The organism is Mesorhizobium loti (assembly GCF_013170705.1).
GTDB lineage: Bacteria > Pseudomonadota > Alphaproteobacteria > Rhizobiales > Rhizobiaceae > Mesorhizobium > Mesorhizobium loti_D.
In genome coordinates, this window is record NZ_CP033334.1 from 4,348,246 (window position 1) to 4,373,592 (window position 25,347).

General features: G+C 63.6%; 20 protein-coding genes and 1 pseudogene. 12 read left to right on the plus strand and 9 right to left on the minus strand.

Annotated elements, in window-relative coordinates; all coding sequences use genetic code 11:
* Positions 1-17: 17 nt before the first annotated feature.
* Positions 18-1,391, plus strand: a complete 1,374-nt coding sequence (locus tag EB815_RS21195; protein WP_056572201.1) for a PleD family two-component system response regulator — start codon at positions 18-20, stop codon at positions 1,389-1,391.
* A gap of 631 nt (positions 1,392-2,022) precedes the next feature.
* Entirely contained in the window at positions 2,023-3,519 is a 1,497-nt protein-coding gene (locus EB815_RS21200; RefSeq protein WP_065005642.1) for an FAD-dependent monooxygenase, read from the plus strand.
* A 52-nt stretch (positions 3,520-3,571) separates the two neighbouring features.
* On the opposite strand, the gene EB815_RS21205 is transcribed toward EB815_RS21200, so the two are convergent.
* Entirely contained in the window at positions 3,572-4,519 is a 948-nt protein-coding gene (locus EB815_RS21205) for a GlxA family transcriptional regulator (protein WP_056572197.1), read from the minus strand.
* An 88-nt stretch (positions 4,520-4,607) separates the two neighbouring features.
* Here EB815_RS21205 and EB815_RS21210 point away from each other — a divergent pair, with 88 nt between their 5' ends.
* The 7 genes and pseudogenes from EB815_RS21210 (at position 4,608) to EB815_RS21240 (ending at position 11,689) form a co-directional block, all read left to right on the plus strand.
* On the plus strand, positions 4,608-5,309 hold the full coding sequence (locus tag EB815_RS21210) for a DJ-1/PfpI family protein (RefSeq protein WP_056572195.1): 702 nt from the start codon (positions 4,608-4,610) through the stop codon (positions 5,307-5,309).
* 123 nt (positions 5,310-5,432) lie between these two features.
* Positions 5,433-6,167, plus strand: coding sequence for a FadR/GntR family transcriptional regulator (locus EB815_RS21215; protein WP_056572194.1), 735 nt, complete (start codon positions 5,433-5,435; stop codon positions 6,165-6,167).
* A pseudogene (locus EB815_RS21220) lies at positions 6,164-7,351 on the plus strand (PLP-dependent transferase). Before EB815_RS21215 ends, EB815_RS21220 begins: the two are co-directional and overlap by 4 nt.
* Before the next feature lie 29 nt (positions 7,352-7,380).
* Positions 7,381-8,658 carry an ABC transporter substrate-binding protein gene (locus tag EB815_RS21225; protein ID WP_056573375.1) on the plus strand — a complete coding sequence of 426 codons (1,278 nt, stop codon included), beginning with the start codon at positions 7,381-7,383 and terminating at the stop codon, positions 8,656-8,658.
* Between the two features lie 187 nt (positions 8,659-8,845).
* Positions 8,846-9,769 (plus strand): carbohydrate ABC transporter permease, encoded by a 924-nt coding sequence (locus EB815_RS21230; RefSeq protein WP_065005643.1) that lies wholly within the window; start codon positions 8,846-8,848, stop codon positions 9,767-9,769.
* Positions 9,769-10,617 (plus strand): carbohydrate ABC transporter permease, encoded by an 849-nt coding sequence (locus EB815_RS21235; protein ID WP_056572187.1) that lies wholly within the window; start codon positions 9,769-9,771, stop codon positions 10,615-10,617. Before EB815_RS21230 ends, EB815_RS21235 begins: the two co-directional genes overlap by 1 nt.
* A 4-nt stretch (positions 10,618-10,621) precedes the next feature.
* Positions 10,622-11,689 (plus strand): ABC transporter ATP-binding protein, encoded by a 1,068-nt coding sequence (locus EB815_RS21240; protein ID WP_056572186.1) that lies wholly within the window; start codon positions 10,622-10,624, stop codon positions 11,687-11,689.
* A 103-nt stretch (positions 11,690-11,792) separates the two neighbouring features.
* On the opposite strand, the gene rpmG is transcribed toward EB815_RS21240, so the two are convergent.
* The 8 genes from rpmG to EB815_RS21280 form a co-directional block, all read right to left on the minus strand.
* Complete coding sequence (gene rpmG / locus EB815_RS21245) at positions 11,793-11,960, minus strand: 50S ribosomal protein L33 (RefSeq protein WP_006201775.1); 168 nt, start codon at positions 11,958-11,960, stop codon at positions 11,793-11,795.
* A 154-nt stretch (positions 11,961-12,114) separates the two neighbouring features.
* The gene (locus tag EB815_RS21250) at positions 12,115-12,573 is read right to left on the minus strand and encodes a hypothetical protein (RefSeq protein WP_056572184.1); all 459 of its coding nucleotides are present in this window, start codon (positions 12,571-12,573) and stop codon (positions 12,115-12,117) included.
* A 92-nt stretch (positions 12,574-12,665) separates the two neighbouring features.
* Positions 12,666-13,844 carry an MFS transporter gene (locus tag EB815_RS21255; RefSeq protein ID WP_056572182.1) on the minus strand — a complete coding sequence of 393 codons (1,179 nt, stop codon included), beginning with the start codon at positions 13,842-13,844 and terminating at the stop codon, positions 12,666-12,668.
* 78 nt (positions 13,845-13,922) lie between these two features.
* Positions 13,923-14,663 (minus strand): NUDIX hydrolase, encoded by a 741-nt coding sequence (locus tag EB815_RS21260; RefSeq protein WP_056572180.1) that lies wholly within the window; start codon positions 14,661-14,663, stop codon positions 13,923-13,925.
* A 75-nt stretch (positions 14,664-14,738) separates the two neighbouring features.
* Complete coding sequence (locus tag EB815_RS21265) at positions 14,739-15,173, minus strand: DUF983 domain-containing protein (RefSeq protein WP_056572178.1); 435 nt, start codon at positions 15,171-15,173, stop codon at positions 14,739-14,741.
* Entirely contained in the window at positions 15,173-17,479 is a 2,307-nt protein-coding gene (gene rnr, locus EB815_RS21270; RefSeq protein WP_065005644.1) for a ribonuclease R, read from the minus strand. The genes EB815_RS21265 and rnr overlap by 1 nt, the downstream gene beginning before the upstream one ends.
* A 6-nt stretch (positions 17,480-17,485) precedes the next feature.
* A complete protein-coding gene (topA, locus tag EB815_RS21275; protein ID WP_056572174.1) occupies positions 17,486-20,122 on the minus strand; it encodes a type I DNA topoisomerase in 2,637 nt (878 codons plus the stop codon).
* A gap of 360 nt (positions 20,123-20,482) precedes the next feature.
* Complete coding sequence (locus EB815_RS21280; protein ID WP_056572173.1) at positions 20,483-20,860, minus strand: COG4315 family predicted lipoprotein; 378 nt, start codon at positions 20,858-20,860, stop codon at positions 20,483-20,485.
* 171 nt (positions 20,861-21,031) lie between these two features.
* Here EB815_RS21280 and EB815_RS21285 point away from each other — a divergent pair, with 171 nt between their 5' ends.
* The 3 genes from EB815_RS21285 (at position 21,032) to glmS (ending at position 25,337) form a co-directional block, all read left to right on the plus strand.
* Entirely contained in the window at positions 21,032-21,778 is a 747-nt protein-coding gene (locus EB815_RS21285) for a cytochrome c biogenesis CcdA family protein (RefSeq protein WP_056572171.1), read from the plus strand.
* 162 nt (positions 21,779-21,940) lie between these two features.
* On the plus strand, positions 21,941-23,317 hold the full coding sequence (glmU, locus tag EB815_RS21290; RefSeq protein WP_056572169.1) for a bifunctional UDP-N-acetylglucosamine diphosphorylase/glucosamine-1-phosphate N-acetyltransferase GlmU: 1,377 nt from the start codon (positions 21,941-21,943) through the stop codon (positions 23,315-23,317).
* 196 nt (positions 23,318-23,513) lie between these two features.
* Entirely contained in the window at positions 23,514-25,337 is a 1,824-nt protein-coding gene (gene glmS, locus EB815_RS21295; protein ID WP_171883291.1) for a glutamine--fructose-6-phosphate transaminase (isomerizing), read from the plus strand.
* Positions 25,338-25,347: the final 10 nt, after the last annotated feature.

Sequence of the window (25,347 nt, forward strand, 5' to 3'; positions counted from 1 at the left end):
AGCCGGAGCCTTGTGAAATGACCGCGCGGATCCTCGTCGTCGACGACATCCCTGCCAATGTGAGGCTGCTGGAGGTCCGGCTGCTGGCCGAATATTTCGAGGTGCTGACCGCCACCAACGGGCCCGACGCGATCGAGACCTGCGAGAACGGCAAGGTCGATGTCGTGCTGCTAGACGTGATGATGCCTGACATGGACGGGTTCGAAGTCTGCCGCAGGCTCAAGAGCGATCCTGCGACGTCGCATATTCCGGTCGTGATGATCACCGCGCTCGACCAGGTGTCCGACCGCGTGCGCGGGCTCGAGGCCGGCGCGGACGATTTCCTGACCAAACCGGTCAACGACCTGCAGCTGATGACACGAGTGAAGAGCCTGGTCCGGTTGAAATCGCTGACCGACGAGCTCAGGCTGCGGGCCTCGACGACGCGTAATATCGGCATCGAGGAGCTGCTCAGCCGCAATTTCGCGTCCGAGGACACGACGCCGAAAGTGCTGCTGATCGACGAACGCAAATCGTCGGTCGAGCGCATCCAGAAGATGCTGCGCGACCGCGCCGATCTCGACGTCACCAGTGATCCGCATGCAGGGTTCTTCCAGGCGGCCGAAACCCCCTATGAATGCGTGATGATCTCGACGGCCTTTGCCGATTTCGATCCGCTTCGGCTCTGCTCGCAATTGCGCTCGCTCGACCGCACCCGTTTCGTCCCGATCATCCTTCTGGCGGAGGAGGGCGAGGAGGAGCGCATCATCCGCGGCCTCGAACTCGGCATCAACGACTATCTGATGCGGCCGATCGACCAGCAGGAACTGACGGCGCGGCTGCGTACCCAGGTGCGTCGCAAGCGCTACAACGACCAATTGCGCGCCAGCGTCACCCAGACCATCGAAATGGCGGTGACGGACGGCCTGACCGGGCTGCACAACCGCCGCTACCTCGACAGCCATCTGCAGACGCTGTTCGACCGCGCCGTGACGCGGCGCCGGCCGCTGTCGGTGATGATCACCGACCTCGACCGCTTCAAGTCGATCAATGACACGCACGGCCATGATGGCGGCGACGAGGTGCTGCGGGAATTCGCTCGGCGGCTGCGCAAGAATGTCAGGGGTATCGACCTTGCCTGCCGTTTTGGTGGCGAGGAGTTCGTGGTGGTGATGCCGGACACCGACGGCGCCGTGGCCGAGAAAGTGGCCGAACGCATCCGCGCCGAGATCGCCCAGAAACCTTTCGCCATCGGTGCCGACGGCAAGACGATCGAGGTCACCGTCAGCGTCGGCGTGTCGTCGGTTCTGAAGGGCGTGGATACGGTGGCCGCGTTGATGAAGCGCGCCGATCTCGCGCTCTATGAAGCCAAGAGCGGCGGCCGCAACCGCGTCGTTGCCAAGGCAGCGTAAGCGTCCGCGGCCGATTCCCCGGTCAATCCAATAAGGTTAGCTATTTACCTTAATCCAAGCGATTCCCGAGCCTTGGTTAAGAAACTGTTGATTTTCCTAAGCCCGTGCGCAAATGTGCAGGGGAAGACGAAGCCGGCGCGAGGGTAGATAGCCGGCTCGATCCTGAAATACCCCATGATGCTCAGGTCCGCCGCATCTCCTGGGTCCGTGGGGTCGGCCGGCCGGCGCTGGCACATAGTGGCCTCCTCGTACCGCTGCCAACCGCCGACCGGCCCCCTTTGTTCCAAGACCTCTGTAGCAGCCCCGAAAGGGGCTTTTTTCTTGTGCGGAAAAATCTGAGGAACGCTTGCTGACCGGGACCAGCTTCAATCGCGCGGCCATGACCCTTAGCTGCCGCTTTTGGCGGTCATCCAAGCAAGGAAAGCACCTCTCTTCACTTTGTACATATGGCGCACAAGGGGCTTGCGGCAAGACCCGCCTGTTCCCGTAAACCGCTGCCTGAAGCGCGTCGCGTTGAAACGGATTCATGCGATGCGCCTTGGGGTCTCTGTTTTCATGCGTGCCGTTCTCCAGAAACCGAAGTCACTTTTGGGCGGCATGCATTGACCAGCGGAAAACGGGAGTAACGAGAATGGGTATTGTGTCGCCTATGGACGGTTTGCGTCGAGATCATGCGGTGGTGATCGCAGGAGGCGGTCCGACCGGGCTGATGCTGGCCGGCGAACTCGCTTTGGCAGGCATCGACGTCGCCATTGTGGAGCGGCGTCCGACCCAGCAGCTGGCCGGCTTGCGCGGGGGTGGTCTTCACGCACGCACCATCGAGGTTCTCGATCAGCGCGGAATTGCCGACCGGTTTCTTTCACAGGGGCAGCGCTTCCCGACCGTCGGCTTCCACATGATCCGTTTGGACATCAGCGACTTTCCCAGCGGGCACAACTATCTGCTGGCGCTGCGCCAAAACCATATCGAACGGATATTGGCCGACTGGATCGACGAGTTGGGAGTGCCAATCTATCGCGGGCAGGAAGTCAATGACTTCGCGCAGGACGATGACGGTGTCGACCTGGATTTGTCCGGTGGCCAACTCTTGAGGGCGCAATACCTCGTCGGCTGCGACGGAGGACGCAGCACGATCCGCAAGGCGGCGGGCATTGAGTTCGCCGGAGGGGATCCGACGATGAGCTGGATGATCGCCGAGGTCGAGATGGCCGAGGAACCGGCATTGGGCTTTCGCAACGACGCCTACGGCATTCATGCGATAGGCAAGATCGAGGATGGCGACAGGGTGGGTGTCGTGCTGACCGAGAGGCAGTTGACCATCGGCGGCGAGCCGACACTGAACGATCTCAGCGAGGCGCTTGTGGCTGTCTACGGCACCGATTTCGGAGTCCACGGTCCGACCTGGCTCTCTCGCTTCACCGACATGACACGTCAGGCTGCCGCTTATCGTGACAGGCGTGTCCTTCTGGCCGGCGACGCCGCGCACATTCATCCTCCGATGGGCGGGCAGGGGCTCAATATCGGTGTGCAGGACGCGGTCAATCTGGGATGGAAGCTGGCCCAGGTGGTCAGGCGGATCTCACCGGAAGGCCTGCTCGACAGCTATCACGCCGAGCGCCATCCGGTCGCCGCCCGCGTGTTGCGCAACACGATGGCGCAGGTCGCGCTTCGCCGCACGGACGACCGCACCAAGGCCCTGGGCGATACGATGACCGAGTTGCTCGGCATGGAAGAGCCGCGCAAACGGATCGCCGCGGAGATGTCCGGCCTGGGTATCCGTTACGATCTCGGCGAGGGCCACCCGTTGCTTGGGCGGCGGATGCCCGACCTCGACCTTGTCACAGCCCGCGGTCCGGCACGGGTCTTCAGCCTGCTGCACGATGCCCGGCCGGTGCTCCTCAACCTCGGCGAACGAGGCTGGCCGGACATTAGGCCCTGGGCGGATCGGGTCCGCCAGATCGAGGCTGGATATGAAGGCGTCTGGGAGCTACCGGCCCTCGGGACGGTCGCCGCGCCCGAAGCCGTCTTGATCCGGCCGGACGGATATGTGGCTTGGGTCGGGGCTGGAACGCAAATGGGGCTGGTCGATGCGCTGACCGCTTGGTTCGGGCCGCCTGCCACGCGTTAGCGACACGATCAAAGCGGGCGGCCACCTGATCGCGGCGACAAAGGCCTCTGCGTCAGAAGCGTTCGCGATAGTCGCGCGGGTTTGTGCCGAGGACACGGAGAAAGCCGCGCCGCATCGTCTCTTCCGATCCGAAGCCGCAGCGGCGGGCCGTCTGGTTAACGGCCTGGCCCCGTTCCAGCATCCGTCGCGCCGCCTCGATCCGGATCTCCTCGATCGCGCGCGCAGGTGTGCGGCCGGTTGCCTCCCGATAGTGCCTGGAGAAACTGCGCGGGCTCATATTGGCGCGCTCGGCCAGGTTCGGCAGCGAAAGGTCGCCGTCCAGATTGTCCTGGATCCAGCCATGCAGCCGGTCGAAGCGCTCGTCGCCTAGCTGCAGCTTGAGCGTCTGGCTGAACTGCGCCTGGCCACCGGGGCGCTTCAGGAAGACCACCAGCTCGCGCGCCACCGCAAGCGCCACGCGCCGGCCAAGGTCGGCCTCGACGAAGGAGAGGGCGAGATCTATGCCCGCCGTCACGCCCGCCGAAGTCCAGACATCGCCGTCACGGATGAAAATCGGATCGGGTTCGAGGCGGACCGCCGGAAAGCGCCGCGCGAACTCGGCGCAGCGTCCCCAGTGGGTAACGACACGCCTGCCGTCGAGCAGGCCTGCCGTCGCCAGCAGCATCGCGCCACTGCAGACGGAGGCCGTTCGCGTGGCGTCGCGCGAGCGGCCGGTCACCCAATCGATCAGCTCGGGGTCCTCGCAGGCCGCGTTGACGCCCCATCCGCCAGGCACGATCAGCGTGTCGATCCCTGGCCCGTGCGCCGGCAGCGCCGCTGCCTCCAGCACGAGACCGGCCGATGTCCTTATCCGCGGCGAGGCGGCGACCACCGTAACCTCGTAAGGCGCGGGTTCGCCGGCCTGCGTCCTGAAGTCGTTGGCGCTGGCGAAGACCTGAAGCGGTCCGCTGACATCGAGGAGCTGGACGTCGGGATAGGCAAGGATTTCGATACGGCGCATGACGCTTTGGCTTGAAACGAGGGGTGATTGGCGATCGTGCCAAAGCATGGTGCCTTAGATTGGCTGGAGTCAACCTATGGAGAGTTCCATGACCCTTCGTTTCGGCATCCTCGTCTTCCCCAATGTCCAGCAGCTCGACCTCACCGGCCCTTATGAAGTCCTGGCATCGGCAAAGGGCGCCGAGGTGGAATTGATCTGGAAGGATCGCAATCCGGTGATGTCGTCGACGCGACTGTCGCTCAACCCGACGGCGACCTTCGACGATTGCCCGCCTCTCGATGTGCTGTGCATACCGGGTGGAGGCGGCGTCAACACGCTGCTGGAGGATCAGGCAGTGCTCGATTTCGTGCGGGAGCGCGCGGCTCAGGCGCGCTACATCACCTCGGTATGCAGCGGTGCCCTGGTGCTGGGTGCCGCCGGCCTGCTCGAAGGCAAGCGGGCGACGACGCATTGGTACGCGCATGATTTCCTCGCCGAGTTCGGGGCCATTCCAGTCGACGAGCGAATTGTCGAGGATGGAAAGCTGATAACCGCCGGCGGCGTCACCTCGGGGATCGACTTCGGTCTCGTACTGGTCGCCAGGCTCCTCGGTCAGGCCGAGGCCGAGACGGTGCAGCTCTCGCTCGAATATGCCCCGGCTCCTCCGTTCCAATCGGGCACGCCCGCACAGGCTTCGCCTTCCGTTCTGGCGGAAGCAAAGGAGAGGCTCGCGGGTTCGAGGCGGTTTCGCGAGGACATGTTCGCGCGCTGGCGCGCCAAGGCCGCCACGCCGGCGCGAAGCCACGCTTGAACCGACGGGCCGAACGGCGCCATGGCGCCGTTCGGCCCGTTCTCGTTTCGGCTGTTGACACGCCTCTCCGTCTGTGCAGAAATTGGTTGGACCATTGGACCACTTGCGCTTCGGGGAGGATGTGTGGACCAGAACAGCCTGCCACCCATTCAGACGACGGCGCGTGATGACGCCGTGCTGAAGGCATTGGTGGGCTTTGTTCGCGCCGAAGCCTTGCAGCCCGGCGAGCGGCTTCCGACCGAGCGTATCCTGGCCGAGCGGCTGAAGGTCAGCCGCAACACGGTGCGCGAGGCGCTGACGCGGTGGGAAGGGCTCGGTCTCGTCGAGCGCCGGCAAGGCAGCGGCACTTATCTCAAGGCGGCTGTGTCGCCCGACATGTTGCATATGCCACTGACGCTGGCGGGTGGCAATGATTTCACCAGCCTGATGCAGACGCTGGAAATCCGCCGCGCGCTGGAGGCGGAGGCCGCGGCTCTTTGTGCCGAGCGGGCGAGCCCGGCCGACATCGCCGAGATCGAGCGCAAGCTCGATATTATGGAGCAGGCATTCCGTACCCGCGACGGCATGTCGTCGGAAGAGGACTGGGAGTTCCACCAGGCGGTCTACCGCGTCTCCGGCAATCCGCTGTTCGAACAGATCATCGCCGCCATGCACGAGCTGTTCCACCGCTTCTGGGAGCATCCGCTGGGCGTGCGCGATTTCGGCCATGCCAGCTTTCCCTACCACCGCACCATCTATGAGTGCATCGCCGCGCGCGACCCGCAGGGTGCCCGCGCCGAGGCACTCAAGCTGATCGCCACCGTCGAGGACGATCTCAAGCGCGGTGCAGCCAAACTCAAACTTCCGAGCCAGACATGAACGAGCATCCGAGCGGTTTCGACCACGATTATCTTGCCGAGGCGGCGACGCTGCTGGCGCATGACGAACCGTTCCCCGGCGGCGCGGTGGTGCCGCCGATCTACCAGACCTCGCTGTTCACCTTCGCCAATTATGCCGAGATGGCCGACACCTTTGCCGGCAAGCGAAGGCAGCCGATCTATTCGCGCGGCGACAATCCGACGGTAATGGAATTCGAGGCGCGCGTCGCTGCCCTCGAGGGCGCCGAGGCCGCGCGCGGCTTTTCCAGCGGCATGGCGGCGATCAGCGCCACGGTGCTTGCCTTTGTCGGGGCGGGCGAGCGCATCGTGGCCGTGCGGAACTGCTACGGCGATGCCTATCGGCTGTTCGAGCGGCTTTTGCCGCGGCTCAACATCAAGGTCGATTATGTCGACGGCTCCGATCCCGATGCGGTGGCGGCGGCACTTCCCGGCGCCAAGCTGCTCTATCTGGAAAGCCCGACCTCGATGATGTTCGAGCTGCAGGACCTGCCGCATCTGACCCGGCTGGCAAAGGAGCAGGGCATAATCACCACCATCGACAACTCCTGGGCGACGCCGGTTTTCCAGAAGCCGATCACACATGGCGTCGACCTGGTGCTGCATTCAGCGTCGAAATATCTCGGCGGCCACAGCGACACCGTTGCCGGCGTGGTGGCCGGTTCCGCGGCGCATATCAAGCACATCAACGAACAGACCTATTCCTATCTCGGCGGCAAGCTGTAGCCGTTCGAAGCATGGCTGCTGCTGCGCGGCCTGCGCACGCTGCCGCTGCGCCTCCCGCACCATATGAAGAGCGGGCTCACCATCGCCGAGCGGCTGAAGGCGCATGCCAATGTCGAGCGCGTCAACCATCCCGTCTATTCGAACCATCCGGGCAAGGCGACGCTGGCAGGCTATGCCGGTCTGTTCTCCTTCGAGGTGACGGACGATATCGACATCCCGGTCTTCGTCGATGCGCTGAAATTTTTCCGCATCGGCGTCAGCTGGGGCGGGCATGAAAGCCTTGTCGTGCCGGCCAAGGCGTCGCTGGAGCAGACGCCGGGACTGAATTCGATGGCGCGCTTCGGCGTCAGCCCCCGAACCATCCGCTTCAATGTCGGATTGGAAAGTGTCGAAGACCTCTGGGCCGACGTCGCCCAGGCCTTCGAAAAAGCCAGAAAATAACAAGCGGGTTCAAAATGGGAGTCTTGAACATGAAAAAACTGACCATCATGCTTGCCACCGTTGCAGGGTTGGCGATTTCCGCCGGGAGCGCGCTGGCCGATTCGACCCTGAAGATGGTCGAAGTCATCACCAGCCCGCCGCGCACCGAATTCCTGAAAAAGCAGATCGCCGAGTTCGAAGCGGCCAATTCCGGCATCAAGGTCGAGCTGATCTCGCTGCCCTGGGGGCAGGCCTTCGAAAAATTCCTGACCATGGTGCAGGCCGGCGATACGCCCGACGTGGTCGAGATGCCGGAACGCTGGATGGGTCTCTATGCCAACAATGCCCAGCTCGAGGACCTCGGCCCCTACATGGCCAAATGGGACGACGCCAAGACGCTCGGCGACCGCGCCAAGCAGTTCGGCTCGACGGTCAACAACACGCAGTTCATGATCCCCTACGGCTACTATGTGAACGCGCTGTTCTGGAACAAGAAGCTGTTCAAGGAAGCCGGCCTCGACGGTCCGCCGGCCACGCTCGACGAGTTCGTCGCCGATTCCAAGAAAATCTCCGCCATCCCGGGCAAGTATGGCTACTGCCTGCGCGGCGGGCCGGGCGCCTTCAACGGCATGCACATGTTCATGAACATCGCCGCCGGCAAGGGCGGCTACTTCAACGAGGACGGCACCTCGACCATCAATGAGGAGGGCTCGGTCAAGGGCTTGCAGATGCTGGCCGACATGTACAAGGACGGGCTGGCGCCCAAGGATGCGGTGAGCTGGGGCTTCAACGAAACCGTCACCGGCTTCTATTCCGGCACCTGCGCCATGTTGAACCAGGACCCGGACGCGCTGCTCGGCATCGCCGACAAGATGAGCGCCGATGACTTCGCCGTCGCGCCCCTGCCGACCGGCCCGAGCGGCAAGTCGTATCCGACGCTCGGCTATGCCGGTTGGGCGATGTTCGCCAACTCGCAGCACAAGGACGACGCCTGGAAGCTGATGGCAACACTGCTTTCGCCCAAGGACAATCTGGCATGGGCCAAGGAAGTCGGCGTCGTCCCGATCCACAACGGCGCCGACCAGGATCCCCATTTCAAGACCGAGCAGTTCAAGGGCTGGTTCACGGAACTGAGCGACAGCTCCAAATATGAAATGGTGACGCCGCCGACTCATCTGGAAAATCTCGGCAACTTCGTCGATCAGGTCGCGATCAAGAATTTTCAGGAAGTGCTGCTTGGCCAGAAGACCGCCAAGGACGTCGCGGACCAATGGGCTGCCTTCCTGACCAAGGAGCAGCAGGACTGGCTGGCGAAGAACAAGAAGTAAGCGCAGCGCTTCTTTCCTTCTCCCCGTTTACGGGGAGAAGGTGGCCCGAAAGGGCCGGATGAGGGGCGGCGCCTTGTCTCGACAGGCTCACGCTGCACCTCATCCGCCTGCCGGTATCTTCTCCCCGTATAGCGACGGGGAGAAGGACGCTATACCAACGCCGCTCCAGGGAGCCGTTCCTCAACCCATGACCTATGCCGTGTCCGAAATGCGACCCGCGGGCCAGTCGCGAAAGAAGCGGCTTACCTACGCAAATGTCGAGCCATGGCTCTATCTCAGCCCGGCGATCATCCTGCTGGTCGTGGTGCTGTTGGTGCCGCTGATCATCGGCATCAGCTACTCCTTCCGCAAATTCTCGGCCTTCAAGTCGGTATATGTCGGGCTCGGCCAGTACCAGGCGATGCTGTCGGATCATGTTCTGGGGCAAGCCCTGATCAACACGCTGTGGTGGACGGTCGCCAGCCTGTTCTTCCAATTCTTCCTCGGCCTTGGCCTGGCGCTGCTGCTCGACAAACCGTTCTGGGGCCGCAAGGTGGTGCAGGCTCTGGTGTTCCTGCCCTGGGCGGTTCCGTCCTTCCTGTCCGGGTTGACCTGGGCCTGGCTGTTCAACCCCATCATCGGGCCGCTGCCGCACTGGTTGTACGCGCTCGGGTTAAAGGCTGAGCCGACCAATGTGCTCTCCGATCCCGCCACGGCGATGTGGGGACCGATCGTCGCCAATGTCTGGTTCGGCATTCCGTTCTTCGCCATCACGCTTCTGGCGGCGCTGAAGTCTATCCCGTCCGAAATGCACGAGGCGGCGGCGATCGACGGCGCTTCGCCCTGGCAGCGCTTCACCAAGGTGACACTGCCATTCCTCGCACCGACCATCGCCATCACGGTGATGCTGCGCACCCTCTGGATCGCCACCTTCGCCGACCTGATCTTCGTCATGACCGAGGGCGGGCCTGCTGGTTCGACCAATACGGTGCCGGTCTATATCTATGTCAGCGCCTTCAAGTCACTGGACAAGGGCTATGCCTCGGCGGTGGCCGTGTTGCTGCTCGTGCTGTTGATCGCCTATGCGATCGCGCTGATCGCCATCCGCCGCTCCCTTGTGAGGCACGTCTGATGATCGCGGGACGCTCTGCTTCACAACGGTTCCTAGGCGGTATCGGCCTCTACGCGGCGATCGCCGCCTATGTGATCTTCGCCCTGTTCCCAATCTACTGGACGCTGAAGATCTCGGTGACGCCGGAGCGGCTGCTCTATTCCGAAGGCATCACCTTCTGGCCGTCGCGCACGACGTTGCAGAATTTCGTCACCGTGCTCGAGGCCACCGATTTCCCGCGCTATTTCCTCAACAGCGTCATCGTCTCCGTGTCGACGGCGGCATTGGTGACGGTGATCGCCACGCTCGCCGGTTACGCCATGTCGCGTTTCACCTTTCGCGGCAAGGCGGTGCTGGCGCTGATGCTGCTTTTGACCCAGACTTTTCCGCTGGTGATGGTCATTCCGCCGATCTACCGCGTCATGGGCCAGATCGGCCTGATCAACAGCCTGACCGGGCTGATAATCATCTACACCGCCTTCAACACCGCCTTCGCCACCTTCCTGATGCAATCCTTCTTCGACGGCATCCCGAAGGATCTGGAAGAGGCGGCGATGATCGATGGTTGTACGCGTGCCCAGGCAATGCGCCGGGTGATCGTGCCGCTGACGCTGCCCGGCATGGGCGCCACGCTCGGCTTTGTCTTCACCGCCGCCTGGAGCGAGCTCCTGTTCGCGCTCATGCTGATCTCCAGCGACGACCAGAAGACCTTCGCCGTCGGCCTGCTCACCTTCATCGGCAAATTCGCCGTCGACTGGGGGCAGATGATGGCGGCGTCGATCCTGGCCCTGATCCCGGTCTGCATCTTCTTCGCTTTCCTGCAACGCTATCTCGTCACCGGCCTGACCGCCGGCGCCGTCAAAGGATAGACCGATGGCCTCTGTCACGCTCGAAAAGGTTCGCAAGGATTACGGCGCCGTCCGTGTCCTGCATGCGGTCGACCTTCAAATCGCCGACGGCGAATTCGTCGTCCTGGTCGGTCCGTCCGGCTGCGGGAAATCGACGCTGCTGCGCATGATCGCCGGGCTGGAGGAAGCCTCCGGTGGCGAGATCCGCATCGGCGAGCGTTTGGTCAACGACGTGGCGCCCAAGGACCGCGACATCGCCATGGTCTTCCAGTCCTATGCGCTTTATCCGCACATGGATGTGGCGAAGAACATGGGCTTCAGCCTGATGCTGCGCAAGGCCGAGAAGCCGGCGATCGATGCCAGGGTGGATGGCGCGGCCAAGCGGCTGGGCCTGGACGCCTACCTTCAGCGCCTGCCGCGGCAGTTGTCCGGCGGCCAGCGCCAGCGCGTCGCCATGGGCCGCGCCATCGTGCGTGATCCCAAGGTCTTCCTGTTCGATGAGCCGCTGTCCAACCTCGATGCCAAGCTGCGCGTCCATATGCGGGCCGAGATCAAGGCGCTGCACCAGCAATTGAAGACCACCTCGGTCTATGTCACGCACGACCAGATCGAGGCCATGACCATGGCCGACCGTATCGTCGTCATGCATGACGGGCTGATCCAGCAGGTTGGCGCGCCGCTCGATCTCTATGACCATCCGGCCAACATGTTCGTTGCCGGTTTCATCGGCTCGCCAGGCATGAATTTCCTGCCGGCGACGGTGCGCAAGGGCGAGGCATCGGAAGCGGTGCTGGCCGATGGCCAGGCGCTGAAACTGCCGGATGGCCTGCCGCTCGGCGACGGCGATGCCATTACCGTCGGCCTGCGGCCCGAGCATATCCGGTTGGCCGATGACGGCGCGCTACAGGGCGAGGTGGGGGTCGTGGAGCCGCTCGGCCTCTCGACACAGTTCTACGTCGCGCTGGCCGGCCAGCAGCTTTGCGTCTTTGCCATGGGCCGCGCCGGCGTCAAGCCCGGCGACACGGTGCGGTTGGCGGCCGATCCGGCGTCGCTGCATGTGTTCGATCCGAAAAGCGGCGACCGCATCGGCTGAAGGAAATTCAGCGGGGTTGAGGGAGCGAGCCCGAGCCTCTGCCTTCGCAAACAAAAACGCCGCCCGATGGGCGGCGTTTTTGTTTGCAAGGGGAAAACCCAGATTACTTGATCTTGGTTTCCTTGAATTCGACGTGCTTCTTGGCGACCGGATCGTACTTGCGGAACGACAGCTTGTCGGTCTTGGTACGGCTGTTCTTGCTGGTCACGTAGAAGAAACCGGTGTCGGCGGTCGACAGAAGCTTGATCTTGATGTTTGCGGCTTTGGCCATGGTATCAGTCCGTTTGTTCGTGGAGTTTTGGCCGCTGGAGCACGGGGAAAACACCCGGACGCGGGAAACTTGGCGCGACACATAAAGAACGTGCCTGGAAAGTCAAGCCCGGCGGACCTGATGTGGCTCGTCCGGGTAGCCCATTACGCGTAAATCAGACGTTTTCCGTCTCCGGCACGCCAACCTTCTTCCAGTCTCCGGTCGTGTTCCACCAACGATTCGGATTGGCGCGGTCATCCAGCCCCTTGGACCGGCTGGCGAGGATCGGCTGGAGGCGGATCACCGGCTCCTGATAGGAATGGGCCTGGAAAATCGCCTCGACGACGCGGCTTGCCAGCGCCTGGTCATCAGGCAGTTCGAATGAAACCTCGACCGTGCCCGGGCGGCGGCGCAATTCGATTTCGGCGCCGGCCGCGGCCCCTTCAAGCGGCCTGTAGTGCTCGATGCCGTGTCCCGACTGATAGGCGTTGCGGTCGTATTTGCCCATGGCCAGCGGTGCGATCGCCACGACCGCGTCCATGATGCGGTCGACATCCGCGGCAGGCGCCTGGAAGGTCACAAGCAGCAGGAGCGTCATTCGCAATGATGTGGTTTCAAAGCCGCTGTCGATCATGGGAGTGTCCTCAACTTCCGTTTTTGGGGGACACTCTTTTAACCCGACGCTGCTGACACGGTTCTGTCAGCAGCGGTCGCCGTCTCAAAGGGTCAAAGGAGAATCTTGCGGACGAGCCTGACGCCAACCAGCGCCATGTAGGCGCCAAAGAACAGGCCGAGCGACCAGCCGAAACCGGACGGACCGAACGCGTCCATGCCGATGCCGATCGCCTGCGGGCCAAGCACCATGCCGACACCATAGCAGAGCACGAAGGCGGCGTTGGCGGATGCCAGTTCATGGCCGGAAAGCTGCGAGCCGAGGTGGGCAAGGCCGATCGTGTACATGGCGGCGACAACGCCGCCCCAGACGAAGAGAAGGGCGGCCATCAGGTGCCAATTCTGGGCGAAGAAGGGCATGAAGACCGTGCCGGCAAGGCCGACGGTGGCGCAGGCGAGCAGCAGATAGCGGCGGTCGCTGACCCGGTCGCTGATCATGCCGATCGGGATCTGCAGCAGCACATTGCCGAGACCGATCATGGTCAGCAGCAATGCTGCGTCGGCTTCCGAATAGCCGATGCGGTTGCCGTAGATCGGAAACAGCGCGAAGCCGCCGGTTTCGACCGCGCCGAACACCAGTACGGCGGCGGTCGCCGATGGCACCAGCCAGATGTAGCGAAGGAAGTTGCTGGTTTCGCCATCGGCAACGATGGAGGGGCTTTCATTGCGCGCGGCCAGCACCGGTATCGAGGCCAGCGTGACCAGTACGATGATGACGCCGAACGGCCTGAAGCCGGAGCTCCCAAGATGCGCGAACAGCCACGGTCCGGCGGCAAAGCCGAGCGACAGGACGGTGGCGTAGATGCCAAGCACGAGGCCGCGCCGGTGCGGCGGTGCCGACGTGCTGATCCAGAATTCCGACAGGATGAACAGCACCGTCAATGCGATATGCAGCACGATACGCAGCGGAAACCACATCCAGAAGTCGGGCGCGAAATGGAAGCCGACGAAGGCGAGGGCGCCGGCGGCAATCATCCCGATCATGGTCCAGGCGACGCCGAAGCGCATGGCGAGCGGTGTGGCCAACGGCGCACCGGCGATCGAGGCCAGGCCGGCGACGGCGGTGTTGAGGCCGATCATCGAAGCCGAGTGGCCCCGCGTTTCCAGGATGACGCTGAGCAGGGGCATGCCGAGGCCGATGGCTATGCCGACGACGCTGATCGACGAGATCGCCGCCACCATCGGCAGCCAGTGTACGCGTTCGTCGCCCTTGGGTTGGGTATCGACCGTCATGGGATGCTGAATACTCTGTCTCTTTGATCTTACGCAATTCCGGGCGGAAAACCGCGTCTCACTTTTCCTGGAATTGCCCTACAGAAGTTCGCGGGTGAAGCGGTTGCGCACAAGCCGGTAGAAGGGGACGGGACCGCCCGGTCGCAGCAGCGGATCATGGGCGAGGCGCTTTTCCAGCTCGTCCAGGATCATTCGGGTGATGTCGGGTATGTCGGCTTCCCGGGCCTTGGCGAGCGGCAGCCAGACCAGTTCCTCGAGTTCGTTGGTCGGCCCTCCGCCGGGCAATTCGACGGCGACATCGTTGCGCCAGGCGCTGAAGAAACGGGTGTCGAAGCGGCGTATCCGGTTGGGTGGGGTGATGGCGCGAGCGATGAAACGCAGCGTTTCCAGTGACGGTCTTACGCCGTGTTCGACAAAACCCTGCCAGTCACGCTTGTCGGTGGCAAAGGCGGCCTTCTGGCCTATCAGCAGTCCGGCTTCCTCATAGGTTTCGCGGATCGCGGACAATGCGACAGCCCGGGCTCGCGCGGCACTGGTGCGGCCGGGGCCAGCAAGCAGCTTTGCTTCCTCATCGCGGTGCAATGCGGTGGCGGTGGCGACGCGGCTGTCCGCCGGATCGGTGCGGCCGCCGGGAAACACGAACTTGCCGGGCATAAACGCGTGGCCGGCGTGACGCCGGCCCATGAGCACCAGCACCTCATCGCCCTTGCGGTCGAGCAGGATCAGCGTCGCGGCGTCACGCGGGCGCAGGGGCCTGCCGCTATGTGCGGCAAGACCCTTGTCGAGCTTGTCGACGTCCACCTTGGTCATTGCTTCCATGCGCAGGGACCTAGCGGAAACTTCTGGCAAGCGAAAGTGGCCTTTCACGGTCGGTATGTTGCGCCAGCCAGAGCTCTAGGCTCCCGGATGAGGCTCAATCCCATCCTTTTCGCCGCCGAAGCCGTGCATATAGAACGCCCATTGCAATCCGATGACGGCGCCTTTGACAGGCTGCAGCAGCGCCACCGACAGCAAGATGGTCAGGGGCACCCAGATGAGGATGTGCTGCCAGGTCGACAAGGTCGACGTCGCTTCCACGCCCATGAAGGCACCGAGAACAATGTGGCCGACGATGACGATGACCAGATAGGCCGGCAGGTCGTCGGCGCGATGGTGATGGATCTCCTCGCCGCAGACGCCGCAGGTCTCGACGGTCTTGGTGAAGCCGCGAAACAGCTTGCCTTCGCCGCAGTTCGGGCAGCGCCCCAAAAAGCCACGCTTCATCGCCGTCCACAATGGACGGGCAACCCGGCCCGACTGATGTTGGCCGCCGAAAACCTGTTGTTCCATCATCGTCTCCTGCCGCGCGACCCCGGTCGCGATTGCGACGCACGGGCGCGGCCCTTAGCCTTGTGAAACGACCTGGTGGAGCCTGGCAGGGGCTTCGGGTCGGTCAACATCTCGAAACGCATCGCGCCGGCCATGGGTGCCACCTCGACCAGCCGAACCTCGACGCGGTCCGCGAGCTGGTAGCCTTTTCCCGAGCGTTCTCCGAACAGGGAGCGGGCCGTTTCGTCGTATATATAGTAATCGCCGCCCAGGGTTGAGACAGGGATGAAACCATCGGCGCCATATTGCGGCAATTGGACAAATAGTCCTGATTTGGTGACGCCGGAGATGCGGGCGTCGAAGCGCTCGTCAATGCGCTCGGCGAGATAGGCCGATATCAGCCGGTCGACCGTGTCACGCTCGGCCGCCATGGCGCGCCGTTCCGTGCCGGAGATCAGCACAGCGACATCCTCGAGCCGCGCCTCCTCGTCTTGCGTCAGCCCGCCAAGGCCGAGGCCGAGTGCGGCAATGAGTCCGCGATGCACGATCAGGTCGGCGTAGCGGCGGATCGGCGAGGTGAAATGTGCGTAGCGCCTGAGGTTGAGGCCGAAATGGCCGATATTTCCAGGTGAATATTCAGCCTGGCTCTGCGAGCGCAACACCACCTCGTTGACCAGCGCCTCGTTGTCGGCGCCATGCACGCGCTCGAGAATGCCGTTGAACTGGCTGGGCCGCATCTGCGCCCCGCGCGCCAGCGACAGGCCAAGCGTTGCCAAGAATTCGCGTAGCGATTCCTGCTTGGCGAGCGAAGGCGCGTCGTGGACACGGTAGACCAGCGCCTGCTTCTTCGCCTCCAGCGTCTCGGCGGCGGCGACATTGGCCTGGATCATGAATTCTTCGATCAGCTTGTGAGCATCGAGCCGTTCCGGCACGATGACGCGATCGACCGTGCCATCCGGCTTGAGCAGGATCTTGCGTTCCGGCAGGTCGAGTTCGAGCGGCTGGCGGCCGTCGCGACCTCGCTTGAGGATCGCATAGGCATCCCATAGCGGCTTCAGCACCGTGTCGAGGATCGGGCCGGTCTTGTCGTCCGGCGCGCCGTCGATCGCCGCCTGGGCCTGGGGGTAGGCGAGCTTTGCCGCGGACTTCATCATCACGCGGTGAAAGGAGTGCCTGATCTTGTGGCCGTCGGCGGAGAAGGTCATGCGCACCGCCAGCGCCGGCCGGTCCTGGCCTTCGCGCAGCGAACAGAGGTCGTTGGAAATGCGCTCGGGCAGCATCGGCACGACACGATCGGGAAAATACACCGAATTGCCACGCTTCAGCGCCTCGCGGTCGAGTGCCGTGCCGTAGCGGACATAGGCGGCAACGTCGGCGATCGCGACGGTGGCGATCACGCCGCCCGGATTCTTTTCGTCCAGGTCAGGCGTCGCGAAGACCGCATCATCATGGTCCTTGGCGTCCGCCGGATCGATGGTGACCAGCGGCAGGTCGCGCCAGTCCTCGCGATTGGCCATCGTCGCGGGCTTCACCGCCTCGGCCTCGGCGATGACGTCGGCCGGGAAGATGTGCGGAATGTCGTGGGCATGAATGGCGATCATCGAGACCGCCTTTTCGCTGGTCAGCGAGCCCAGCACGTTGAGCACCTTGGCACGGGGCAACCCGTAGCGGGAGGCCCGCGCGGGCTCGACCTCGACCAGGTCGCCGTTCCTGGCGCCGTTCTGGAATTCCTTGTCGACGATCAGCTCCGGCTGGCGCCGTTCCACCGGTTCGATGCGGAAGGTACCATCCTGCAGTACGCGGAAGACGCCGAGAACGGCATCGTTGCGCTTCTCGAAGATCTTCATCACCCGTCCGGTATAGGCGGGGCCTGACGGGTCATCGGTCGGGAAGGTCTTGGCCAGGACGCGGTCGCCGATGCCCGGTGCCGGTCCGTTGCCGCCGCGAGACACGCGGATCGATACGACGGGCGGTTCGCCCGTGCCCACGGACTCGGCCGGATGCGCCAGCAGGACGCCGTCGCCGTCGCGGCCAAAAATGTCGAGGACGGCGACATGGGGCAGCGCGCCGACGCGGGCCAGCCGCTTGCGCTCCTTGGTGAGCACGCCTTCATCCTGCATGTCGCGCAGAAGATCCTTCAGCCAGATGCGGTCGTCGCCGCGCAGCGCGAACGCCTTGGCGATGTCGCGTTTTCCAGCCCGGTCGGGATTTTCGGCGATGTAGCGCAGGATCTCGTCGCGCGATGGCTTGTAGTCGTCCTTGACCTTGGCCCTCGTGTCGGCGGTGCGCGGATCGCCGTGGCTTCTTCCGGTGATCCTGCGCGCCACGCTGTCCTACCCTTTTTTCTTCGCGGCCGGCTTCTTCGCAGCCGGCTTTTGGGCCGCTGTCTTCTTGGCCGCCGGTGCCTTGGCCGCTGCCGCCTTGCGGAACGGCTTCTTGCCGCCGCCGCCCTTGGCTTCCTTCTCGGCAATCAGCGCCAGCGCGTCTTCAATGGTGACCGATTGCGGATCCTTGCCCTTGGGCAGCGTGGCATTAACCTTGCCGAAATTGACGTAAGGCCCGTACTTGCCGTCGCGCACGACGATCTTGCCGCCGCCGTCCGGATGGTCGCCAAGTTCCTTCAGGGCCGCGGCCGTGCCGCCATTGCGGCCGCCCTTGCCCTTGGATTGCTTCTCGGCAATCACCGTGACGGCGCGGTTGAGGCCGATGGAGAACACGTCCTCGATGCTGTCGAGATTGGCGTAGGTGCCATCATGAAGGACGAACGGGCCGTAACGGCCGAGCCCCGCCGAGATCATCTTGCCGCTCTCGGGATGTTTTCCCACGTCGCGCGGCAGACCCAGAAGCGCGAGCGCCTTCTCATGGTCGATGGAGTCGGGCGTCCACCCCTTGGGCAGGCTCGAACGCTTGGCTTCCTTGCCGTCGCCGCGCTGGATATAGGGGCCGAAGCGGCCGGAGCGAAGGGTGATTTCCTCGGCCGTGTAAGGATCCTTGCCGAGCACCTTGGTGCCGTCCTCGCCGCCGCCATTCTCGCCGTTCGGATTGGCGGCGTCGCCGAGCTGGCGGGTGAATGAGCATTCGGGATAGTTCGAGCAGCCGACGAAGGCGCCGAACTTGCCGAGCTTCAGCGACAGATTGCCAGTGCCGCATTTCGGGCAAATGCGCGGGTTCGAGCCGTCCTCGCGGGCGGGAAACACCAGCGGCGCCAGTTCCTCGTTGAGCGCGTCGAGCACGTCGGTGACGCGCAGTTCCTTGATGTCGGCGACGGCGCCCGAAAAATCCTTCCAGAAATCGCGCAGCACGTCTTTCCAGGCGAGCTTGCCGTCGGAGATCTCGTCGAGCTTTTCCTCGAGCGAGGCGGTGAAGTCGTATTCGACATAGCGCTCGAAGAAACTTTCGAGGAAGGCGGACAACAGACGGCCCTTGGCCTGCGGCACCAGCCGACGCTTGTCGATCGTGACGTAGTCGCGGTCCTCGAGTGTCTTGAGAATTGCCGTGTAGGTCGACGGCCGGCCGATGCCGAGCTCTTCCAGCTTCTTGATGAGCGAGGCCTCGGAATAGCGCGGCGGCGGCTCGGTCGTGTGCTGGGTGGCGTTGATCGCCTGGCGGGCAAGCTGCTCGCCGGCGCGGATCTCCGGCAGACGACGGTTTTCCTCGTCTTCCGCGTCGTCGTCCTTCTGGTCGGTGTAGGCGGCAATGAAGCCGTCGAAGCGGACGACCGAACCGACGGCGCGAAGCTCGGCGGTACGGGCGCCGTTGACGGCCTCGATCTCGACGGTGGTGCGCTCGATCTCGGCCGGCTGCATCTGGCTGGCGATGGCGCGCTTCCAGATCAGCTCATAAAGCCGCAACTGGTCGGAATCGAGATACTGCCTGACGGATGCCGGGGTGCGCATGAAGTCGGTCGGGCGGATCGCTTCGTGCGCCTCCTGGGCGTTCTTGGCCTTGGCGGTGTACTGGCGCGGCTTCTCCGGCAGGTACTTTGGGCCGAATTCCTTGGCGATGGCGTCCCGGGCACCAGAGATCGCCTCGGGTGCCATCTGCACACCGTCGGTTCGCATATAGGTGATCAGGCCGGTGGTCTCGCCGCCGATCTCCATGCCTTCATAGAGGCGCTGTGCCACCTGCATGGTGCGCGTGGCCGAGAAACCGAGGCCCGACGAGGCGGCCTGCTGCAGCGTCGAGGTGGTGAAGGGCGGGCCGGGATTGCGCTTTGTCGGCTTGGCTTCGACGGACAGCGCCTTGAAGGTCGCGCCCTCGAGCATCGCCTTGATGTCGTCGGCCTGCGCCTTGTTGGCGATGTCGAGTTTTTGCAGCTTCTTGCGTTCGAAGGCGGTCAGCCGTGCTTCGAAATTCTCGTTGCGCGGTGTGCCGAGGATCGCGGCGATCTGCCAATATTCCTCGCGGATGAAGCGTTCGATCTCGGATTCGCGGTCGCAGACCAGACGCAGCGCGACCGACTGGACGCGGCCGGCGGAACGGGCGCCAGGCAGTTTGCGCCATAGAACCGGCGACAGAGTGAAGCCGACGAGATAGTCGAGCGCACGGCGGGCGAGATAGGCATCGACCAGCGGGCCATCGATCTGGCGCGGATTGGCCATGGCTTCCAGCACCGATGATTTGGTGATGGCGTTGAAGACGACGCGGCTGACGGGCTTGTCCTTCAGCGCTCGCTTCTGCTTCAGCACTTCCAGCACATGCCAGGAGATGGCCTCGCCTTCGCGATCAGGGTCGGTGGCGAGGATCAGGCCGTCTGCGTCCTTGACCGCCTTGGCGATGTCGGCGAGCCGCTTGGCCGACGCCGTATCGACCGCCCAGGACATGGCGAAATCTTCATCCGGGCGCACCGAGCCGTCCTTGGCCGGCAAATCGCGGACATGGCCGAACGAGGCCAGAACCTTGTAGTTCCTGCCCAGATATTTGTTGATTGTCTTAGCCTTGGCCGGCGATTCGACGACGACGACGTCCATGAGGTCTCTTATCTGCTGTGATGCGCCAGAAGAATTCCGCTGCGCGCGACGAAATCTCGTTTCTGTTTGTCGCTCACATGGCCGCGCTTTTGCATCCGGTCAAGGGGAAGCGCCCAAATTGCGAGGCCGCCGGCAGCAATACACTCTAAGAGTGTATGGAGAAAATCACAGAATTTCGATCAGGAGAGTTGGGGGCCGCAAGTCGGCGAAAACGACTGCGCGCTTCCGATGAGTCGACGAATTGCGTTGCGCGAGGAGCCTGGCTCACGTTGCGCAAGAAGAAGCTGGCCGCCAGATGCATCGGGGGACGCCGGCGGCCAGCTCCATGTCCCGCCAGCGAGCGGGAACGGGAATAGAGGCTCAGTCGGCTTTGGCGATATGCCAGACGCCGGCGACACCATCGCCGCTCACATCTCCAGCTTTCTTGTCCTTGATGAATGTGTAGAGCGGCTTGCCATCATAGGCCCACATCTTGGTGCCGTCGGTACGGTCGACGATCGTCCATCCTTTGGAAGCCTTCGCACCGGCCTTGGCCTTCAACGGCGGCCAGTTGGCGGCGCATTTGTCGTAGCAGTTCGACTTGCCCTTCTCGTCCTTGTCATAGGTGTAAAGCGTCATGCCCTTGGCATCGGTGTAGATTTTCGTGCCTCCGACGTTGGCTTCCTTCCAGGCATCGGCGGCGAAGGATGCGGCAGTGCTGAATAGGAGCGCGGCCAGTCCTATGGTTATGGTTTTCATGGAATTCTCCCTGGCTGATATCTGGAGACGCGCGGGAAATTGCGGTCTCCTTGTGTCAACGCCGTGCGCGGGTGCTTTCTTCCCGGCCCCGCGATGACTTGCCACATGATGGTGATTGGCGGACAAACCCGCGTGTCGCTATATCGTCGCCAAACAGTCGGAGCTCAGGGAATGGCATTGGACATCGGCTATGTCAGCGCGGTCGGGGCAGGGGCCATCTCGTTCCTGTCGCCATGCGTGCTGCCGCTGGTGCCGCCCTATCTCTGCTACATGGCCGGCGTGTCGGTCGAGGATTTTCGCGGCAACGCTGGCGTGACGGCAAGGCAGGGCGCGCGCGGCGCGCTGCTTTATTCCTCGATCGCCTTCGTGCTCGGCTTCTCGACCGTGTTCGTGGCGCTCGGCGCCGGCGCCTCGACCATCGGCCGGCTGCTGCGCGTCTGGCAGGAGCCGCTGGCGATGGCCGCCGGCGTGCTGATCATCCTGATGGGCTTGAATTTCCTCGGCATCCTGCGCATTCCGCTGCTGTCGCGCGAGGCGCGTTTCCAGTCGCAGGGCAAGCCGGCCAGTGCCGTCGCCGCCTATGTCATGGGGCTGGCCTTCGCCTTTGGCTGGACGCCCTGCATCGGCCCAGTGCTGGGGCCGATCCTGACGCTGGCCGGCGGGCGAGAAACAGTGGGCGAGGGTGCTCTCCTGCTTGCCGCCTATTCGCTGGGGCTCGGCATACCTTTCCTGATCGCCGCGCTGTTTTCCGGCGCCTTCATGCGCTTCCTCGGTAAATTCCGCGTCCATCTCGGCCGCGTCGAAAAGGCCATCGGCGCGCTGCTGGTGGTCGCCGGGGTGTTTTTCCTCACTGGCGGCGTGCAGACGGTGTCGTATTGGCTGCTTGAGAATTTCCCGGTGCTGGGGCGGCTGGGGTAAGGCCGCAACTGCGGCATTTGCTGTAGAATATCGGACAGCGGAGCGACTGGTTAAAAGTCAGTTGCTCGACTATCTCACCGGAATTTAACCGCATTGGTGCAGCATGGCGCCGCTGCTAGCATAGGTTTGATTCCAAACCCTTTTCAGATGGTTGCCTAATCCATGAGCCAGAGATCCTGCCTGTCCGTTATCCTCGCCGCCGGCGAAGGCACGCGCATGAAGAGCGCGCTGCCAAAGGTGCTGCATCCGATCGCTGGCCTGCCGATGGTCGCCCATGTGGTGAAGGCGGCCGACGCCGCCGGTGCCAGCAGCGATACGATCGTGATTGGCCATGGCGCGGAAGAGATGCGCAAAGCGGTTGCGAAGTTCGCACCCAAGGCCGAGACCTTCGTGCAGGAAGAGCGCTTGGGTACGGCGCATGCCGTTCTTGCAGCCCGCGAAGCGATATCAAGGGGTTATGACGACATCCTGGTGATGTTCGGCGACACGCCGCTGATCGATGCGGAGGCCTTGACCCTGGCGCGGATGAAGCTCGCCGAAGGCGCGGCCGTCGCGGTGATCGGCTTCCGAACGCCCAATCCAAACGGCTATGGCAGGCTGGTCGAAAAAGGCGGCAAGCTGATCGCCATCCGCGAAGAGAAGGACTGCTCCGAAGCGGAGAAGAAAATCACCTTCTGCAATGCCGGCATGATGGCGGTCGCCGGCGCCCATGCGCTGAAGCTGCTCGACGCGGTCGGCAACAAGAATGCCAAGGGCGAGTATTATCTGACCGACATTGTCGAGATCGCGGGCGCGCAAGGTCTCGATGTCGTCGCCACCGAAGCCAGTTTCGAGAATGCGCTCGGCATCAACAACCGCGCCGAACTGGCGCAGGCCGAGGGCATCTGGCAGCAGCGTCGACGCCAGGAGGCGATGCTGTCGGGCGTGACGCTGATCGCGCCGGAAACGGTCTATTTCTCGCACGATACCGAGATCGGCGCCGACACGCTGGTCGAACCCAATGTCTGGTTTGGCCCGGGCGTGAAGATCGCCGGCGGCGCCAGGATCCATGCCTTCAGCCATATCGAAGGCGCCACCATCGCGGCCAATTGCGATGTCGGGCCATTCGCTCGGCTGCGGCCGGGCGCCGATCTCAGGCAGAAGGCCAAGGTCGGCAATTTCTGCGAGGTCAAGCAGGCTGTTGTCGAGGAGGGCGCCAAGGTCAACCATTTGACCTATATCGGCGATGCCCGCGTCGGCGCGGGCGCCAATATCGGCGCCGGCACCATCACCTGCAATTATGATGGCTATTCGAAATTCTTCACCGACATCGGCGAGGGCGCCTTTGTCGGCTCGAACTCCTCGCTGGTGGCGCCGGTGTCGATCGGCAAGGGCGGCTACATTGCGTCGGGCAGCGTCATCACTGAAAGCGTGCCCGACGACGCGCTGGCCTTCGGCCGCGCCCGCCAGAAGACCATTCCCGGCAAGGGCAAGGAGTTGCGCGAGCGTTTCGCCTCGGCCGCGGCGGCGAAGAAGAAGGCCGCCGGCGCCGATCATTAGCGGTCGGTCGGTAGGTTGCTTCCCGAAGCAATCGAAAAGCCGAACAATTGCAGTAACCGGATTGCAAGGGCAGTCTGGCATGGTGCATGCGTACGCAAGCGTCCGTTACACCGGGCGAAATGCAATGTGACTTTCACGGCAGGCCGGCCATCCCTAAATAGCGCTGGTTTTCCATGGGGAATCGGGGACTGTCTGCATGTGCGGTATCGTTGGAATCGTCGGCCATTCGCAGGTTGCGCCGCTCATCGTCGACGCGCTGAAGCGGCTCGAATATCGCGGCTATGACTCGGCCGGCGTGGCCACCATCGAGAAGGGCGAGCTTGGCCGCCGGCGCGCCGAGGGCAAGCTGATCAACCTCGAACGCCGGCTCAAGGACGAGCCGCTCGGTGGCACGATCGGCATCGGCCACACGCGCTGGGCAACCCATGGCGTGCCCAACGAGACCAATGCGCATCCGCATTTTTCCGACGGTGTCGCCATCGTCCACAACGGCATCATCGAGAATTTCGCCGAGCTGCGCGATGAACTGACCCGCGACGGCTATTCCTTCTCCTCGCAGACCGACACCGAGGTCGTCGCCCATCTGGTGGCGCGCGAACTGGCCAGGGGGCTGAAGCCGGTCGAGGCGGCGCACCAGGCGCTGAAGCGGCTCGAAGGCGCCTTTGCGCTGGCCATCATGTTCAAGGGTGACGAAGACCTGATCGTCGGCGCCCGCAACGGCCCGCCGCTGGCCGTCGGCCATGGCGACGGCGAGATGTTTCTGGGCTCCGACGCCATCGCGCTGGCGCCCTTCACCAATTCGATCACCTATCTGGAGGACGGCGACTGGGCGGTGGTGCGCCGCGACAGCGTCGCCATCTTCGACATCGACGGCGGACAAGTCGAGCGCAAGCGCCAGCAGTCGCTGTCGACCTCCTTCATGGTCGACAAGGGCAACCGCCGCCATTTCATGGAGAAGGAGATCCATGAGCAGCCCGAGGTGATCTCGCACACGCTGGCGCATTATGTCGACTTCGTCTCCGGCGTTTCCAAGCCGCTCGACCTGCCGTTCGACTTCGCAGGGATCAACCGGCTGGCGATCTCGGCCTGCGGCACCGCCTATCTCGCCGGCCTGATCGGCAAATACTGGTTCGAGCGCTATGCGCGGCTGCCGGTCGACATCGATGTCGCCTCGGAGTTCCGCTACCGCGAGATGCCGCTGTCGGCCAACGATGCCGCCTTCTTCATCTCGCAGTCGGGCGAGACCGCCGACACGCTGGCCTCGCTGCGCTACTGCCGCAAGGCCGGCATGAAGATCGGCGCCGTCGTCAATGTGCGGGAATCGACCATGGCGCGCGAATCCGATGTCGTGCTGCCGACGCTGGCCGGACCCGAGATCGGCGTCGCCTCGACCAAGGCCTTCACCTGCCAGCTCTCGGTGCTGGCCTCGCTCGCGGTGCGCGCCGGCGTGGCGCGCGGCACGATCTCGAAGGATGAGGAGAAAACCCTGGTGCGGGCGCTTTCGGAAGCGCCGCGCTATGCCAACCAGGTGCTCAAGCTCGAAGAGCAGATCGAGCGCATCGCGCGGGACCTGTCGCGCTATTCCGATGTGCTCTATCTCGGCCGCGACACCAATTTCCCGCTGGCCATGGAAGGCGCGCTGAAGCTCAAGGAAATCTCCTACATCCATGCCGAAGGCTATGCGGCGGGCGAACTGAAGCACGGGCCGATCGCGCTGATCGACGAGAACATGCCGGTCATCGTGATCGCGCCGCATGACCGCATCTTCGAGAAGACCGTGTCCAACATGCAGGAAGTGGCGGCGCGCGGCGGCAAGATCATCCTGATCACCGACGGCAAGGGAGCGGCGCAAGCGAGCGTGAAGACGATGGAGACCATCATCCTGCCGGACGTTCCCGAAATCATCTCGCCGATCATCTATGCGCTGCCGATCCAGATGCTGGCCTATTTCACCGCCGTCTTCATGGGCACCGACGTCGACCAGCCCCGCAACCTGGCGAAATCGGTCACCGTGGAATAGGGGCCGCAAC

What these genes read in the sequence shown, in the direction of transcription:
- rpmG (WP_006201775.1), bottom strand. Translation starts at nt 11,960, where the DNA reads ATGGCCAAAGCCGCAAACATCAAGATCAAGCTTCTGTCGACCGCCGAC.
- EB815_RS21230 (WP_065005643.1), top strand. Translation starts at nt 8,846, where the DNA reads ATGACCTATGCCGTGTCCGAAATGCGACCCGCGGGCCAGTCGCGAAAG.
- EB815_RS21200 (WP_065005642.1), top strand. Translation starts at nt 2,023, where the DNA reads ATGGGTATTGTGTCGCCTATGGACGGTTTGCGTCGAGATCATGCGGTG.
- glmS (WP_171883291.1), top strand. Translation starts at nt 23,514, where the DNA reads ATGTGCGGTATCGTTGGAATCGTCGGCCATTCGCAGGTTGCGCCGCTC.
- EB815_RS21195 (WP_056572201.1), top strand. Translation starts at nt 18, where the DNA reads ATGACCGCGCGGATCCTCGTCGTCGACGACATCCCTGCCAATGTGAGG.
- EB815_RS21205 (WP_056572197.1), bottom strand. Translation starts at nt 4,519, where the DNA reads ATGCGCCGTATCGAAATCCTTGCCTATCCCGACGTCCAGCTCCTCGAT.
- EB815_RS21235 (WP_056572187.1), top strand. Translation starts at nt 9,769, where the DNA reads ATGATCGCGGGACGCTCTGCTTCACAACGGTTCCTAGGCGGTATCGGC.
- EB815_RS21280 (WP_056572173.1), bottom strand. Translation starts at nt 20,860, where the DNA reads ATGAAAACCATAACCATAGGACTGGCCGCGCTCCTATTCAGCACTGCC.
- glmU (WP_056572169.1), top strand. Translation starts at nt 21,941, where the DNA reads ATGAGCCAGAGATCCTGCCTGTCCGTTATCCTCGCCGCCGGCGAAGGC.
- EB815_RS21210 (WP_056572195.1), top strand. Translation starts at nt 4,608, where the DNA reads ATGACCCTTCGTTTCGGCATCCTCGTCTTCCCCAATGTCCAGCAGCTC.
- EB815_RS21250 (WP_056572184.1), bottom strand. Translation starts at nt 12,573, where the DNA reads ATGATCGACAGCGGCTTTGAAACCACATCATTGCGAATGACGCTCCTG.
- topA (WP_056572174.1), bottom strand. Translation starts at nt 20,122, where the DNA reads ATGGACGTCGTCGTCGTCGAATCGCCGGCCAAGGCTAAGACAATCAAC.
- EB815_RS21265 (WP_056572178.1), bottom strand. Translation starts at nt 15,173, where the DNA reads ATGGAACAACAGGTTTTCGGCGGCCAACATCAGTCGGGCCGGGTTGCC.
- EB815_RS21240 (WP_056572186.1), top strand. Translation starts at nt 10,622, where the DNA reads ATGGCCTCTGTCACGCTCGAAAAGGTTCGCAAGGATTACGGCGCCGTC.
- EB815_RS21225 (WP_056573375.1), top strand. Translation starts at nt 7,381, where the DNA reads ATGAAAAAACTGACCATCATGCTTGCCACCGTTGCAGGGTTGGCGATT.
- EB815_RS21260 (WP_056572180.1), bottom strand. Translation starts at nt 14,663, where the DNA reads ATGGAAGCAATGACCAAGGTGGACGTCGACAAGCTCGACAAGGGTCTT.
- EB815_RS21255 (WP_056572182.1), bottom strand. Translation starts at nt 13,844, where the DNA reads ATGACGGTCGATACCCAACCCAAGGGCGACGAACGCGTACACTGGCTG.
- EB815_RS21285 (WP_056572171.1), top strand. Translation starts at nt 21,032, where the DNA reads ATGGCATTGGACATCGGCTATGTCAGCGCGGTCGGGGCAGGGGCCATC.